Annotated in this window: 14 protein-coding genes; 11 read left to right on the top strand and 3 right to left on the bottom strand. The window is 58.5% G+C overall.

Going from position 1 to position 14709, the window contains the following annotated elements; genetic code table 11:
• Positions 1-58: 58 nt before the first annotated feature.
• From ftsZ to recN, 4 genes are all read left to right on the top strand, one after another.
• The gene (ftsZ, locus tag AC27VJ_RS12070; RefSeq protein ID WP_113087923.1) at positions 59-1810 is read left to right on the top strand and encodes a cell division protein FtsZ; all 1752 of its coding nucleotides are present in this window, start codon (positions 59-61) and stop codon (positions 1808-1810) included.
• Between the two features lie 286 nt (positions 1811-2096).
• The gene (lpxC, locus tag AC27VJ_RS12065; RefSeq protein ID WP_113087922.1) at positions 2097-3056 is read left to right on the top strand and encodes a UDP-3-O-acyl-N-acetylglucosamine deacetylase; all 960 of its coding nucleotides are present in this window, start codon (positions 2097-2099) and stop codon (positions 3054-3056) included.
• Positions 3057-3289: 233 nt separating this feature from the next.
• Complete coding sequence (locus AC27VJ_RS12060) at positions 3290-4156, top strand: outer membrane protein assembly factor BamD (RefSeq protein WP_488684214.1); 867 nt, start codon at positions 3290-3292, stop codon at positions 4154-4156.
• Positions 4157-4172: 16 nt separating this feature from the next.
• Positions 4173-5846, top strand: coding sequence for a DNA repair protein RecN (gene recN, locus AC27VJ_RS12055; protein ID WP_488684213.1), 1674 nt, complete (start codon positions 4173-4175; stop codon positions 5844-5846).
• On the opposite strand, the gene AC27VJ_RS12050 is transcribed toward recN, so the two are convergent.
• Entirely contained in the window at positions 5843-6457 is a 615-nt protein-coding gene (locus AC27VJ_RS12050; RefSeq protein WP_488684212.1) for a LysE family translocator, read from the bottom strand. The genes recN and AC27VJ_RS12050 overlap by 4 nt on opposite strands.
• Positions 6458-6570: 113 nt before the next feature.
• Here AC27VJ_RS12050 and ligA point away from each other — a divergent pair, with 113 nt between their 5' ends.
• Together ligA and AC27VJ_RS12040 are read left to right on the top strand one after the other, a co-directional pair.
• The gene (gene ligA / locus AC27VJ_RS12045; protein ID WP_488684211.1) at positions 6571-8745 is read left to right on the top strand and encodes an NAD-dependent DNA ligase LigA; all 2175 of its coding nucleotides are present in this window, start codon (positions 6571-6573) and stop codon (positions 8743-8745) included.
• A 61-nt stretch (positions 8746-8806) separates the two neighbouring features.
• A complete protein-coding gene (locus AC27VJ_RS12040; RefSeq protein WP_488684210.1) occupies positions 8807-9703 on the top strand; it encodes an aminoglycoside phosphotransferase family protein in 897 nt (298 codons plus the stop codon).
• On the opposite strand, the gene AC27VJ_RS12035 is transcribed toward AC27VJ_RS12040, so the two are convergent.
• Complete coding sequence (locus AC27VJ_RS12035) at positions 9700-10593, bottom strand: DMT family transporter (protein ID WP_488684343.1); 894 nt, start codon at positions 10591-10593, stop codon at positions 9700-9702. The two genes, AC27VJ_RS12040 and AC27VJ_RS12035, sit on opposite strands and share 4 nt — an antisense overlap.
• A 158-nt stretch (positions 10594-10751) precedes the next feature.
• Here AC27VJ_RS12035 and AC27VJ_RS12030 point away from each other — a divergent pair, with 158 nt between their 5' ends.
• Complete coding sequence (locus tag AC27VJ_RS12030) at positions 10752-11342, top strand: 3'-5' exonuclease (RefSeq protein ID WP_488684209.1); 591 nt, start codon at positions 10752-10754, stop codon at positions 11340-11342.
• Positions 11343-11407: 65 nt separating this feature from the next.
• A complete protein-coding gene (locus tag AC27VJ_RS12025) occupies positions 11408-11893 on the top strand; it encodes a CreA family protein (RefSeq protein WP_488684208.1) in 486 nt (161 codons plus the stop codon).
• Positions 11894-12110: 217 nt separating this feature from the next.
• On the opposite strand, the gene AC27VJ_RS12020 is transcribed toward AC27VJ_RS12025, so the two are convergent.
• On the bottom strand, positions 12111-12578 hold the full coding sequence (locus AC27VJ_RS12020) for a chemotaxis protein CheW (protein WP_113087912.1): 468 nt from the start codon (positions 12576-12578) through the stop codon (positions 12111-12113).
• Positions 12579-12807: 229 nt separating this feature from the next.
• On the opposite strand from AC27VJ_RS12020, the gene AC27VJ_RS12015 reads away from it, so the two are divergent.
• The 3 genes from AC27VJ_RS12015 to AC27VJ_RS12005 all read left to right on the top strand — a co-directional run bounded on the left by AC27VJ_RS12015 (position 12808) and on the right by AC27VJ_RS12005 (position 14664).
• Positions 12808-12966: a hypothetical protein gene (locus tag AC27VJ_RS12015; protein ID WP_488684207.1), complete on the top strand. Its 159-nt coding sequence runs from the start codon at positions 12808-12810 to the stop codon at positions 12964-12966.
• Positions 12967-13090: 124 nt separating this feature from the next.
• Positions 13091-13690, top strand: coding sequence for an SCO family protein (locus tag AC27VJ_RS12010; RefSeq protein WP_488684206.1), 600 nt, complete (start codon positions 13091-13093; stop codon positions 13688-13690).
• 95 nt (positions 13691-13785) lie between these two features.
• Complete coding sequence (locus AC27VJ_RS12005) at positions 13786-14664, top strand: 50S ribosomal protein L11 methyltransferase (protein WP_488684205.1); 879 nt, start codon at positions 13786-13788, stop codon at positions 14662-14664.
• The last annotated feature ends 45 nt before the right edge of the window (positions 14665-14709 follow it).

Below are 14709 nucleotides of genomic sequence, written 5' to 3'. Positions count from 1 at the left end.
TGAAGTTGATACAAATTGACCGCGGGGCGATGCGGCCAGAAAAAGAAGGAATGTTAAAATGACGATACAGCTGCAAAAGCCGGATATCACCGAGCTGAAGCCACGCATCACTGTTTTCGGCGTTGGCGGTGGCGGCGGTAATGCTGTCAACAACATGATCACGGCAGGCCTCCAGGGCGTCGATTTCGTCGTCGCCAATACGGATGCGCAGGCACTGACGATGACGAAGGCCGATCGGGTCATCCAGCTCGGCGTCAATGTCACTGAAGGTCTGGGCGCCGGTTCCCAGCCGGAAGTCGGTCGTGCTGCTGCCGAAGAGTGCATCGATGAAATCATCGACCACCTGAACGGCACGCATATGTGCTTCGTCACTGCCGGCATGGGCGGTGGTACCGGTACCGGTGCTGCTCCCGTTGTTGCACAGGCTGCCCGCAACAAGGGCATTCTGACGGTTGGCGTCGTGACCAAGCCTTTCCACTTCGAAGGCGGTCGCCGCATGCGTCTGGCCGAGCAGGGCATCGAAGAGCTTCAGAAGTCGGTCGACACACTCATCGTCATTCCGAACCAGAACCTTTTCCGCATTGCCAACGACAAGACGACCTTTGCCGATGCCTTCGCGATGGCTGACCAGGTTCTCTATTCCGGCGTTGCCTGCATTACCGATCTGATGGTGAAGGAAGGTCTTATCAACCTCGACTTCGCTGACGTTCGTTCCGTGATGCGCGAAATGGGCCGTGCAATGATGGGTACCGGCGAGGCTTCCGGCCAGGGCCGTGCAATGCAGGCTGCGGAAGCAGCGATTGCAAACCCGCTGCTGGACGAAACATCCATGAAGGGCGCACAGGGCCTGCTGATCTCCATCACCGGTGGTCGCGATATGACCCTGTTCGAAGTCGACGAAGCCGCGACCCGTATTCGCGAAGAAGTCGATCCGGATGCGAACATCATCCTCGGCGCAACATTCGATGAAGCTCTCGAAGGCCTCATCCGCGTGTCCGTCGTTGCTACCGGCATCGACCGCGTTCCCGGCCAGATGGAACAGAACATCGCAGAAATGCGTGCTGCTGCCGCTGCAAAGCCGCTTATCCGTCCTTCCGCGGCCGTTGCTTCTGCTCCGGCCGCAGTTCAGCCTGCCCCAGTCATGCAGGCACCAAAAGTAGACCCGATCGCCCAGACCATTCGTTCGGCTGAAGTCGAAATGGAACGGGAACTGGCACTGGCCGCTGCCGAACAGCAGCTCCGTCAGGCCCAGGCAGAAGCCGAATTCCGTCCTCAGAGCAAGTTGTTCGCATCTGCTCCAGCGGAAGCACCGGTTGCTGCTCGCCCCGCAGCACCGGTGCACACCGCCCCGGCGCCTGCCTACCATGCACCGGAACAGGTGGCAGCACCTGCACCGCGCATGCAGCAGGCTCCGGCGCCGGTTTACCATGAGCCCGCTCCAGTCGCCCGCGCGCCTGAGCCGGTCCGCATGCCGAAGGTCGAGGATTTCCCTCCAGTCGTTAAGGCTGAGATGGATCACCGCGCCCACCCGGCCTCTGCCGTTCCGGAAGAGCGTGGCCCAATGGGTCTTCTGAAGCGCATCACCAACTCTCTCGGTCGCCGTGATGAGGAAGAAACCGTTCCTTCCGACATGATGGATGCGCCAAGCATGGCTCCACAGCAGCGTCGCCCGCTGTCTCAGGAAGCCAGCCTCTACGCTCCGCGTCGTGGCAATCTGGACGATCATGGCCGTCAGACGCCGTCCTCCGCCAGCCAGCATGACGACGATCAGCTTGAAATTCCGGCCTTCCTGCGCCGCCAGTCGAACTGATCAGGCAGCTGATCTTGTGATTCTTCACCATGTGGTACCCGGGTTCGAAAGAGCCCGGGTATTGCTGTTTCATGACAGTTCGCACGCGCCGGTTACATTAGGTTTTTCAAAGCTTTGAGTCTGTTACAAAGCGAAATCAACAGTGATTTGAGATAGCCATCCACAGTGCGTATGTATGACGATGAGACGAGAATATAACGCGGTTTCACCGGTGCTTATTCCCCTCGGTAGACATTTGGATCGCGCCGGTATAGCAGGCAGGTCCGCACGAAAAGGCTTTATTCGCATGACCATCGGACTGCTCGGTTTCCAGACAACAATCGCCAATCCTGTTCAGCTCAAGGGCATTGGCGTGCATTCGGGCAACCCGGTGTCCATGACGTTCCAGCCTGCGGAAGCGGGCACTGGCATCGTTTTCAGCCGCCAGTATGAAGATGGCAGCGCGGTCGAACTCAAGGCCGTTTCCTCCAATGTCGGCAACACGGATCTCTGCACCGTCATCGGTCGTTCGCTGCCGCAGTCCATCGCAACCGTCGAGCACGTCATGGCTGGCATCTATGCCATGGGCATCGACAACCTCATCGTCGAGGTCGATGGTCCGGAAGTTCCGATCATGGACGGCAGCTCGATGCCTTTCATCGAGGCCATCGAATCAGTCGGCATCGTGAACCTTGGCGTGAAGCGCCGCTACATTCGCGTCATCAAGCCGGTGCGCATCGAAGCCGGTGCTTCCTGGGCCGAGTTCCGCCCCTATGACGGGACGCGCTTCGAAGTCGAGATTGATTTCGACACGCCATTGATCGGTCGCCAGGTGTGGAAGGGCGATCTGACTGCCGAGACCTTCAAGAATCAGCTGTCGCGCGCCCGTACCTTCGGCTTCATGCGTGATGTCGAGCGCCTTTGGGCTGCCGGTTACGCGCTGGGTTCGTCGCTTGAAAATTCCGTCGTCATTTCCGACGACCACACGGTCATCAACATGGAAGGCCTGCGTTACGAGAAGGACGAATTCGTCCGTCACAAGACGCTGGATGCCGTTGGCGATCTGGCCCTTGCAGGCGCGCAGTTCATTGGTTGCTACCGTTCCTATCGCGGTGGCCACAAGGTCAACGCCAACGCCCTGAAGGCCCTGCTGAACGATCCTTCGGCCTATGAAATCGTCGAAGCTCCAGCCGCACGCCATCCCGTCGTTCGCGCCCGCGAGTTCGTGGCCATCCAGCAGACAGAGTTTGCACCCTGGTCTGCATGATCGTGGTCCTATAAAGAACATGAGCCGTCCCCAGGGGCGGCTTTTTCGTATGTCGGTAAAAACAAATGTGAAATGATTGCTTTGCGGCGGATATATTCATCAGCTTGCGGGTGTCATGCCATAAAAATGCGTTATTGCGTCATCATTGCGTTGCCCTGCGGACGCTTTTATGGCTAGAAACGCCACTGGAAAAGCCGATGTTCTGTATTGACGCAGGAAGTGGGAACTGACGAATGAAGCGTGTAGTGTCTGGTGCGATGAATGGAACGGTGCGGGGCGTGCTCGTATCGCTTATGCTGATTGGCGCCGGAACGCTGGTAACTGCTTGCCAGTCCGACCCTGATATCGACATCACCAAGCTTGGCGTCGAGACCGATCCGCCGGACGTTCTCTACAAGCAGGGCCTTGCCAACATGAATGCTGGCAACATGACCGAAGCCGGTCGCAAGTTCTCGGCCATCGACAAGCAATATCCGTTCACGGACTGGGGCCAGAAGGCGCTGGTGATGAACACCTTCATCGCGACCCGTCAGAACAAGAATGAAGTTGCGATTGCATCCGGCACGCGCTTCCTCAAGCAATATCCCCGTGCGAAAGATGCGGCCTACGTTCAGTACATGATCGGCCTTGCTTACTCCAAGCAGATTGCCGACGTGACGCAGGACCAGCGCGCCGCACAGCGCACCATCGAAGCGATGAACAAGGTCGTTACCGATTACCCTGATTCGGAATATGTGCCCGATGCCCAGGCGAAAATCCGCTTTGCGCGTGACCAGCTGGCTGGACGTGAGATGCAGGTCGGTCGTTATTACCTTGAGCGCAAGGAATATCTGGCTGCCGTTTCCCGCTTCCGCATCGTGGTGGAGCAGTATCAGAACACCAACCAGATCGAAGAAGCTCTGGCCCGTCTGACGGAATCCTATTACGCCATGGGTCTGGCGGATGAAGCCCAGACGGCCGCGGCTGTTCTCGGCAACAACTATCCTGACAGTCAGTGGTACGACGATTCCTTCAAGCTGTTGAAGGGGCAGGGGCTTGCGCCTCGTGAAAACAAGGAATCTTGGATTTCCCGCGCCGGTAAAAAACTGGTGGGAGCCTAAGGACAGAGCCTAAGCCATGCTGGTCCAGCTATCGATCCGCGATATCGTTCTGATCGAACGGCTCGACCTTGGGTTCGAGGCCGGCCTCTCTGTGCTGACCGGCGAAACGGGCGCCGGTAAATCCATTCTTCTCGACAGTCTGTCGCTGGCGCTCGGTGGGCGCGGCGATGGCGGCCTTGTGCGCCACGGCGAAGACAAGGGGCAGGTAACGGCCACTTTCGAAGTTGGCATGCAGCATCCCACCCGCCTGATGCTTCGCGAAAACGGCCTCGATGATGACGGTGATCTGATTTTCCGCCGCGTTCAATCTGCCGATGGCCGCACCAAGGCCTATGTCAATGATCAGGCTGTTTCCGTTCAACTGATGCGCCAGCTTGGCCAGCACATGGTGGAAATCCATGGCCAGCATGATGACCGCGCGCTGGTCGATACCAATGCCCATCGCACGCTTCTGGACGCTTTTGCCGGTCTGACTGACGACGTATTGTCCGTGCAGTCGCTTTACCGCATCTGGAAGGATGCCGAGCGTGGCTTGAAAGTACACCGCGCCAAGGTGGAGGCAGCAGCCCGAGAGGCTGATTATCTGCGGGCATCCGTCGAAGAACTCGAAATTCTGTCGCCGCGCGATGGCGAAGAGGACGAACTGGCGGAACGCCGTGGCGTGATGCAGAAATCCGAGCGGATTGCCGGTGATATCGGCGAGGCCAGCGAGTTTCTCAACGGTAACTCATCGCCCGTTCCGATGATCGCTTCCATGATGCGTCGTCTGGAGCGCAAGAGCCACGAGGCGCCCGGTTTGCTGGAAGAAACCGTTCAGCTGCTGGATGCCGCGCTCGACAGCCTATCCAATGCGCAGATGGAAGTCGAAGCAGCGCTTCGCCGCACCGAGTTCGATCCGCGTGAGTTGGAGCGGGTGGAGGAGCGCCTGTTTGCCTTGCGTGCTGCTGGCCGCAAATATTCCGTTCCTGTCACCGAGCTTCCGGCGCTGGCCGAACGCATGGTCGCCGATCTCGCCGATCTCGATGCCGGTGAAGAAAAGCTGGCCCAACTGGACAAGCATTTGATTGTCGTGAAGGCGGATTTCGACCGGGCGGCCCAGTCGCTTTCCGAAAAACGCCACAACGCAGCCTCGGCTCTGTCTGAAGCTGTGATGGCAGAGCTTCCAGCTTTGAAGCTGGAGCGCGCGCGATTCACCGTGGAAGTCACCAGTGATGCAGCTTCCGGCACCGCCGATGGCATCGATATCGTCGAGTTTCACGTTCAGACCAACCCCGGCACACGCCCCGGCCCAATCATGAAAGTGGCCTCGGGCGGCGAGCTTTCGCGCTTCCTGTTGGCGCTGAAGGTGGCTCTGGCAGATCGTGGCTCTGCGCCCACGCTGGTCTTCGACGAAATCGACACTGGCGTCGGTGGCGCCGTGGCGGATGCCATTGGTCAGCGGCTGAAGCGCCTGTCTAAAACCGTTCAGGTTCTCTCCGTCACCCACGCCCCACAGGTCGCTGCCCGCGCCGCCACGCATCTGCTCATCTCCAAGGGTCCATCCGGCGACGGCACAGAGCGCATCGCTACCCGCGTCGCCACCATGCAGCCCGAACACCGCACCGAAGAAATCGCCCGCATGCTGGCAGGCGCTTCCGTGACGGATGAGGCGAGGGCTGCCGCTGCCAAGCTGCTGGCAGCGCAGGACTAACGGCTGACGGCCACCACGACACCTGAGCCAATCATCACACCACCTGCCGTACGGTTGACCCGGCGCACGATTTTTTCGGAGCGCAGCAGGCTGCGGGCACGCACCGCAAGAGCGACATGACCGCCGATGACGATTGTCTCCACGCAGAGAATGACGCCAGCCAGCGCGGCCAGATGATCCACCGTCAGCGATGCTCCGACCACGTTCGGCAGCAAGGCCACATAGAACAGCGGCATTTTCGGATTACCGAGATTAAGCGCCATGCCCGTTGCGAAGATCGACAAGAGGTTGCCGTGTGCTTTGACCGCTTGCAGCTCCGGCACGACCGGCTCCGCCGTCCACAGTTTGATGCCCATCCAGATGAGATAGGCTGCACCTGCGTAACGAAGGACTGTCATCACTATGCCCATCTCGGCGGCGAGAATGGAGAGGCCGAAGGCGGCGAGCGTGAGGAAGATCAGGATGCCCGCCACGGTGCCTGCGCCATAGGCAAGGCCGGATGCCGCGCCATGGGTGATGGTGCGGGCGACGATGGTCATATTATCCGGGCCCGGGCTGGCTGCAAAAACGAAGAAGGCGGCGGCGAATGCGATGAGCGTCATGAAGTCCATGCGTATGATCCCCGTGTGATTCGCTCCCGATTTTAAGATTACCGCAATGCCGGACGTTGAAAAGTGGCCCGCCTTCGTTAAAAACGAATTCTGTTCATGCACGAGGCTGCCCAATGTCCCAAGATCAAATCCCGGTGGAAAAACTGTCCGAGCTTGAGGCCTCCGCTGAGCTTGCCTTTCTGGCGGCGGAGCTTGCCCGGCACGACGCGCTCTATCACGGCAAGGATGCGCCGGAGGTTTCGGATGCCGAATATGACGCGCTGAAGCGCCGCAACGACGCCATCGAGGCGGCGTTTCCCGATCTGGTGCGGGCGGACAGCCCCTCCAAGAAGGTCGGCTTTGCGCCACTGCCCACATTTGCGCCCATCGTTCACGCGCGTCCCATGCTGTCACTCGACAACACGTTTTCGGATGAGGATGTTAGCGATTTCGTGGCGTCCGTCTATCGTTTCCTCGGTAACATGCCCGACGATTCGATTGCCTTTACCGCAGAGCCGAAGATCGACGGCCTTTCCATGTCGATCCGTTACGAGAACGGCAAGCTGAAGACGGCGGCGACCCGTGGCGATGGCACCACAGGCGAGAACGTGACCGCCAACATCATGACCATCAAGGAGATTCCGAACAGTCTGCCAAAGGGCGTGCCCGATGTGGTGGAGGTGCGTGGTGAGGTCTATATGGCCAAGAGCGACTTTCTGGCGCTGAACGCGCAGATGGAAGCCGAGGGAAAACAGACCTACGTCAATCCGCGCAACACCGCCTCTGGCTCGCTGCGGCAGCTGGATGCGACTGTGACGGCCAAGCGCAAGCTGCGCTTCTTCGCCTACGCGCTGGGTGAGGTGTCCGATGGAGGCCAGCCGACGCGCATTGCCGATACGCAATTCGGCATCGTTGAGAAGTTCCGTGAATGGGGCTTCCCGGTGAACCCCTTCATGAAGCGATTCACGTCTGGCCAGCAACTGATTGAACATTATCAGGAAATCGGTATCGCAAGGCCCGATCTGGATTACGATATCGACGGTGTAGTTTATAAAGTCGACCGTTTGGATTTGCAGGAACGGCTGGGTTTCCGCTCCCGCAGCCCCCGCTGGGCAACCGCGCACAAGTTCCCGGCGGAACAGGCGTTCACGACCGTCGAAAAGATCGAGATACAGGTGGGCCGCACCGGCGCGCTGACACCCGTTGCGCGCCTGACGCCGATCACCGTCGGCGGTGTGGTCGTCACCAACGCCACGCTGCACAACGCCGATTACATCGAAGGCATCGGTAATAATGGCGAGCGCATCCGCCCGGAAGAGCATGATATCCGTGTCGGCGATACCGTCATCGTGCAGCGGGCAGGCGACGTTATTCCGCAGGTGCTGGATGTGCTGCTCGAAAAGCGCGACGCCGGTTCGCAGCGTTACGAATTTCCAAAGCAGTGCCCGGTCTGCGGCAGTCACGCGGTGCGCGAGCGCAATGAGAAAACCGGTAAGCTCGATTCCGTCACCCGCTGTACCGGTGGGTTTGCCTGCTCTGCACAGGCGAAGGAGCATCTCAAACATTTCGTCTCGCGCAATGCCTTCGATATCGAAGGTCTCGGCACCAAGCAGATCGATTTCTTCTTCGAGAGCGAAGACCCGGCCCTGTCCATCAAGACCGCGCCGGATATCTTCACGCTGAAAAAGCGGCAGGAAGACTCGCATCTCACCAAGCTCGAAAACATCGATGGCTTCGGCAAGACCAGCGTCAAAAAGCTGTTCGATGCCATCGACGCGCGCCGCGAGATCGATCTGCATCGGCTGATCTTTGCGCTCGGCATCCGCCATGTGGGCGAGACGACGGGCAAGCTTCTGGCGCGCACCTACGGCAACTATGAGCATTTCGAAGAAGCCATGAAAGCCGCAGCCGATCTGACCGGCGATGCCTGGGCCGAACTCAACAGCGTCGAAGGCATTGGCGAGGTGATGGCAAGGGCCATCGTGGAGTTCTACAAGGAACCGCGCAATCTCGATGTCATCGACCGGCTGATGAAGGAATTGCGCCCGAAGGAGGCCGAAAAGCCGACGACGGAAGGTAGCCCCGTGGCGGGCAAGACGGTGGTCTTCACCGGCTCGCTCGAAAAATTCACCCGCGATGAGGCGAAGGCGCGTGCCGAAAGTCTCGGTGCCAAAGTGGCCGGTTCCGTCTCCAAGAAGACCGACTATGTGGTGGCGGGGCCGGGTGCAGGGTCCAAGCTGGACAAGGCGCGGGAACTTGGCGTGCAGACCATGGATGAAGATGAGTGGCTGGCGCTGATCGGCGGGTAGCTTCGTCATATTACTTTTGCGCCTGGGATGTAGGTGACATGCGGCTAAGAGGACGCATGTTATGGATGATCGCCTAGAGGTTTCGGCAGAGACAGTCGCTGCACTGGTCGCGGAGCAGTTTCCGCAATGGGCGCTTCTGGCTGTGAAGCCGGTTGAACTCAGCGGTTGGAATAATCGCAGTTTCCGTCTAGGCGAGACTATGATCGTTCGCTTGCCGAGTGCCTCACGCTATGTGGCTCAGGTGGAAAAAGAACAGCTTTGGCTGCCCTATCTCGCCAATCGTCTTCCGTTGCCAATTCCTGAACCCCTTGCGTTGGGCCAGCCGGGGCAGGGCTTTCCTTGGCCGTGGTCCATCTATCGCTGGCTGGACGGCAAGCCGCTCGCCATGGAGCTTGATCAGACTGATCTCCATCAGCTCGCGCGCGATGTCGCCGGGTTCCTTCTGGAACTTCAAGCCATTGATGCCTCGAATGGTCCCGCTGCCGGGACACATAACTTCCATCGTGGCGGTTCGTTGAGTGTCTATGCTGCCGAGACAGAGGCGGCCATTGCAACCTTGTCGGATGAAATCGACGTGGATTTGGCGCGTGACGTCTGGGCGAAATCAACCGCCAGCGAATGGCAGGGCGCACCTGTTTGGGTTCATGGCGACGTGGCTGAAGGAAATCTACTTGTCAAAGACGGCAGGCTTTCAGCCGTCATCGATTTCGGCAGTTGCGCCGTTGGCGATCCTTCGACCGATCTCATTATGGCATGGACAGTGTTCGACAGCGACAGTCGGCGTGTTTTCCACGAGTGTCTTCCTTTTGACCACCAGACATGGCAGCGGGGGCGGGGCTGGGCGTTATGGAAAGCGCTGATTACGCTTGCCGCACAACGCCCCAACCGCACCTATCTCGCTGAATGGTCCCGCAGAACCATTCGCGAAATCTTTTCCGACTATGGTGAGACCAGTTAAGCCACCCGGCGTCGAAACACCCTGCCATCAATCGCCACCAGCCCGGCGGCAATCATCGCCATGCCAATCAGATGTTTAGCTTCCAGTTGTTCGCCCAGCACCAGAGAGCCCAGCAGAATGGCGCTGACGGGTATTAGGAACGTGACCAGTGCGAGGTTGGTGGCACCGGCTGAGGAGAGAATGCGGAAGAAGATGAGGTAGGCGAGCGCGGTGGACAGAAGGGCGATACCGAGCAGGGCGGCCCAGACTTCGCCGCTTGGCATGGCGAGCGTCCATGGCTGGTCGATGATGAGGGCGAGGGGGATGAGCATGATGGTGGATGCGGAAATCTGCCCGGTTGCAGTGACCAGCGGCGGCACGCCCATGGCCTTGAAGCGACGGCCGAAGATTCCGGCGAAAGCGTAGGAGATGGCCGCGCCGAGAATAGCGAGCTGGCCCCATAGGCTGGAGCTTTCGCCCGTCAGCGCCGCCGGGCCGATCATGGTGGCGACACCGGCGAAGCCAATGATGATGCCTGCGAGCTTGTTGATGGTCAGCTTTTCATCCGCTGTCAGCATGTGGGCGACGATGACGGTGAAGAGTGGCGTGGTGGCGTTGAGAATGGAGGCGACGCCGCTGGCGATATGCGTCTGGCCCCAGACGATGAGGCAGAAGGGAATGATGTTGTTGAGCAGGCCCATGCCGAAGAAGGCGCGCAGCACTTGCGGGGCTCTGGGCACGCGATAACCTATGATGCGGCAGACGGTGAGTAGGGCTAGTGCTGCGATTGAGACGCGCAGCGTGACGATGGTCACCGGCGGCAGTTCCTTGACGGCGATGCCGACGAAAAAGAACGAGCCTCCCCACAGGATCGAAAGGATGCAGAGCAGCGCCCATTCGGTCGCATTCATCTGTTTATGCACGGCCACGTTTGATTTCCCCTCACAACATCGATCCCTGCTTTTGCTGTAATGCTGGCTTTCGCGGTTTACCACCCGATTCCTGTGAGGCGGTTCATTTTCGCTGCGCTTTGCTTTATGCCGTGCGAAGAGCAAACGGGAATCACTCCTTGAAGACCATCGCCATCGATTTCGAGACCGCCAATGAAGAGCGTGGCAGCGCCTGCTCCGTCGGTCTCGCATGGATCGAGGATGGCCGGATCGTGCGGGTGGAAGAGCGGCTGATCCGCCCCAGGGATATGCGATTTTCGTCTTTCAATGTCGCCATTCACGGTATCAAGCCGCACGATGTAGAAGATGCGCCGGAATTCCCCGAGGTGATGGACGAGTTTGCCGATGACCTGCGTGACTCAACGATGATCGCGCATAATGCCGCCTTCGATTTCAGCGTCATGCGGGCCAGTTTCGACAAATATCGACAGAGCTATCCGCAGCTGTCCTATTTTTGCAGCGTGAAGATGTCGCAACGCGTCTGGCCGTCGCTGCCCTCGCACAAGCTCAATATCATCGCCCATCATCTGCAACTACGCTTCGTGCACCACAATGCGGCGGAAGATGCGGTGGTGTGCGCGGCGGCATCGATTGCGGCGGCCAAGGCACTCGCTGTCGAGCACATTCACCACATACCCGAAAAGATCGGCATGGTGACCGGACGACTGCACGCCACCGGCTATGCGCCGTGCACCATGAGAAAACGCTGACATCACGCCTTGTTGTACGCCTGCGCAGACCTATCTCTATGGCAGTTCATGTGAGGGTTTGGGTTATGGCTAAAGCGTTTCGTTCTCTGGTGGTTGCGGGTCTTGCCCTGTTGCCGGTGGCCGCTGTTGCTCAGGTGGTGGGCAAGGTGGGTGTCGACTGGACTGGCAATGATATCGTAGTGGAAGCAATCGCCGACCCGCAGGTCAAGGGTGTGACGTGCCACGTTACCTATTTCGACCGTGGCGTGATCGACCGCCTGAAGAACGGGAACTGGTTTGAAGACCCGTCCAACAACGCCATTTCCTGCAGCCAGACCGGGCCTGTGGAAGTGGGCGATATCGATCTTGGCAAGGAGGGCGAGGAAGTCTTCCGGCAGGGCATGTCGTTGGTGTGGAAAAAGATGGTCGTCAACCGCATCTACGACAAGGCGAATGATACGCTGATCTACCTCGTCCATACCCGTGAATTGACGGATGGGTCTGCCAAGATGGCGATTTCCACGGTGCCGCTTTATGGACAGACGGTGACGTGGACGAAGGGCAAGCCTTGAGGTTTTTCTAGTCGAGACTGCATCTTCACACTCCGTCACCCCGCACTTGATGCGGGGTCCAGTGTGATCAAGTCCTTGATCACATAAGACTCTTTTGCACCGCAGACGCGGCGCTGCTGGATACCGGGTCAAGCCCGGTATGACGGATTAGAGGGCGTTGAAAGCAAAAACGGCGAGCCAGAGGCTCGCCGTTTGCGTTTGTGGTGTAAAAATCGCCTCAAGCAGCTTCGCGCGAAAGTTCGTCGGCGATGACAGTGTCGAGGTTGAGGAAGCAGACCATGCTTTTTTCCAGCGCCACGATGCCGTGGCAGAAATTGCGCTGGTCTTCCGGGATGATTTCAGGCGCAGGCTGGAGGTCTTCGGATTTGATGGTCATCATGTCGGAGACCTGTTCGACCAGCAGACCAACCAGCTTACCGCCGATGTCGGTGACGATGATGGCGGAGCGCTCGGACGGTTCGGTCATCTTCATGCCCAGACGGCAGGCCATGTCGATGACGGGAATAACCGCGCCGCGAAGGTTGATGAGGCCGAGAACGTAAGGTGGTGTGTGTGGCATCGGGGTCACCGGCGCCCAACCGCGAATTTCGCGGATCGCCATGATGTCGATGCAGAATTCCTGATCGCCGAGATGGAAGGACACGATTTCCAGATATGCGCCTGATTGTTTGATGGCGTTCGACATGGTCGTACTTTTCCTGACGGCTCTCTTGGCTGGCCGAATTTGATTTTTGAAGGTGATGCGGCGTCGGAGCTAGTCCGGTTGACATCATGTCGTGCGCCACAAGGGCTGACCGCTGGCAATCATAATGCCCAAAAACAATTTAAACTTTCCCTAACGCGGCACTATAAACAGCGGTAATGCAGGCCATTTCGTGGTTTCGCCGCACCCGTTTTTCCGGTATATTTGCGCCATGAGAGTTTTACTGACCGGCCCGATGAAATTGTTTGCCGCTGCCCTCGCAACAGGTGCCGCGTTGTTTCTCGTTTTGCTGACATTCGATGGCTGGATGCGCCACGGAACGGATATTTTTCTCTCGGCGGTGCAAAGCGGCATTGCCTGGTGCTTCTGAGCGCATTGCTGTTTGAGACAAAACAGCGCGGTTGCCGCTTCAAACCTTTTCTTGAATTGCCGAAATGACGTGGCTCGGGCTAGAAGCTTTCCAAACGCTGGCTCTATGCTGATCGGGGAATGGCATGAAGAATATTCGTATCGCACTTTGGGGTGCAGTCGTCGTCCTTTTGGGTGTCATGGGCTGGCTGACGATGGAGCTGACCAAGAGCCGCGAGGAGATGGTCGAGGAAGTTTATGGCACGCCCTTCCAGCTTGTTGCACAAAACGGCCAGCCGATTACCGAAAAAGCTTTTCAGGGCAAGCCGACCGCGCTGTTCTTCGGCTTTACCCATTGCCCGGAAGTCTGCCCCACCACGCTGTTCGAGCTGAATGGCTGGATGGAGAAGGTAGACCCTGATGGCAATAAGATGCAGGCCTATTTCGTCTCGGTCGATCCTGAGCGCGACACGCCCGAAATCCTCAATCAGTATGTGTCCAACGTCTCCAAGCGCATTACCGGCATTACCGGTGCACCGGATAAAATTGCCGAGACGCTGAAGGGCTACCGCATCTACGCCAAGAAGGTACCGGTGGATGAGAAGGACCCCAAGGGCGATTACACCATGGATCACACCGCCTCGGTCATCCTTCTGGATGCAAAGGGCCGCTTTGCCGGGACCATCGCTTATGGCGAAAATCCCGATGTCGCCGTGCAAAAGCTGCAAAATCTCACCAAGACCTGATTTCGGCTGAATAATCTCGCTGTCACTCCATTGGATCGCAGCCGCTTTTGTGGCAAAGGCTGACGGCTGGAACCTATGCAAGGAAAGCGTCAGCCGTGAGCGAAATCCGTCTTTTTGTAACCACCACCGAAGTTCAGGCCGGGGAAGTGCTGGATCTGCTGTCGGAGGTGTTCGGCGAAGAAGATGTTGCCATCGCCACGACCGAGGTGGATGAGAAGCGCGATATCTGGGAAGCCTCGGTCTATCTGCTGGAATCCGAGGAAGAAGACGCCCGCAGCCGCATCGAAGACGCGCTGAAGATTGCCTATCCGAAGCTTGTGCTCGAACGCGAAGTCATTCCAGATGTTGACTGGATTGCCAAGTCGCTGGAAGGCCTGAAGCCGGTGCGGGCAGGGCGGTTCATCGTCCACGGTTCGCATGATCGGGATAAGGTGCGCGTCAATGATATCGCCATCGAGATTGAGGCCGGTCAGGCCTTCGGCACCGGTCACCATGGCACCACGGCAGGTTGTCTGGAGATGATTGAGCAGGTGCTGCGCGCGCGCACCATTCGCAATGCGCTTGACCTCGGCACCGGCAGTGGCGTTCTGGCCATAGCGGTTGCCAAGATGCGCCCGGTGCCGGTTCTGGCAACAGATATCGACCCTATCGCCATCAAGGTCGCCAAGGAAAATGCCCGGCTGAACGGCATCGTTTCCGGCATGGCGTTGGAAACCGCACCCGGCTTCCATTCGGATTCCTTCCGCAAGCACGGACCGTTCGACCTCATCGTTGCCAATATTCTCGCCCGCCCGCTGATCAAGATGGCACCGCAGCTGGTGACGCATCTGGCGCCCGGCGGCACCGTCATCCTGTCGGGCATTCTGGCGTCGCAGCGCTGGAAAGTTCTGTCGGCCTATAACGGCATGCATCTCAGCCACGTCAGAACCATCTGGCGCAATGGCTGGGTTACCATCCATCTTCGTAACGACTGAGTGTTATCACTATCTGACCGAAAACCGCTTCACAGCTTTCGGTCA

It is taken from the genome of Agrobacterium sp. 20P9.1.2, assembly GCF_057799395.1.
Note: the sequence above shows the minus strand (reverse complement) of the source record. Positions and strands in the feature narration are given on the sequence as shown.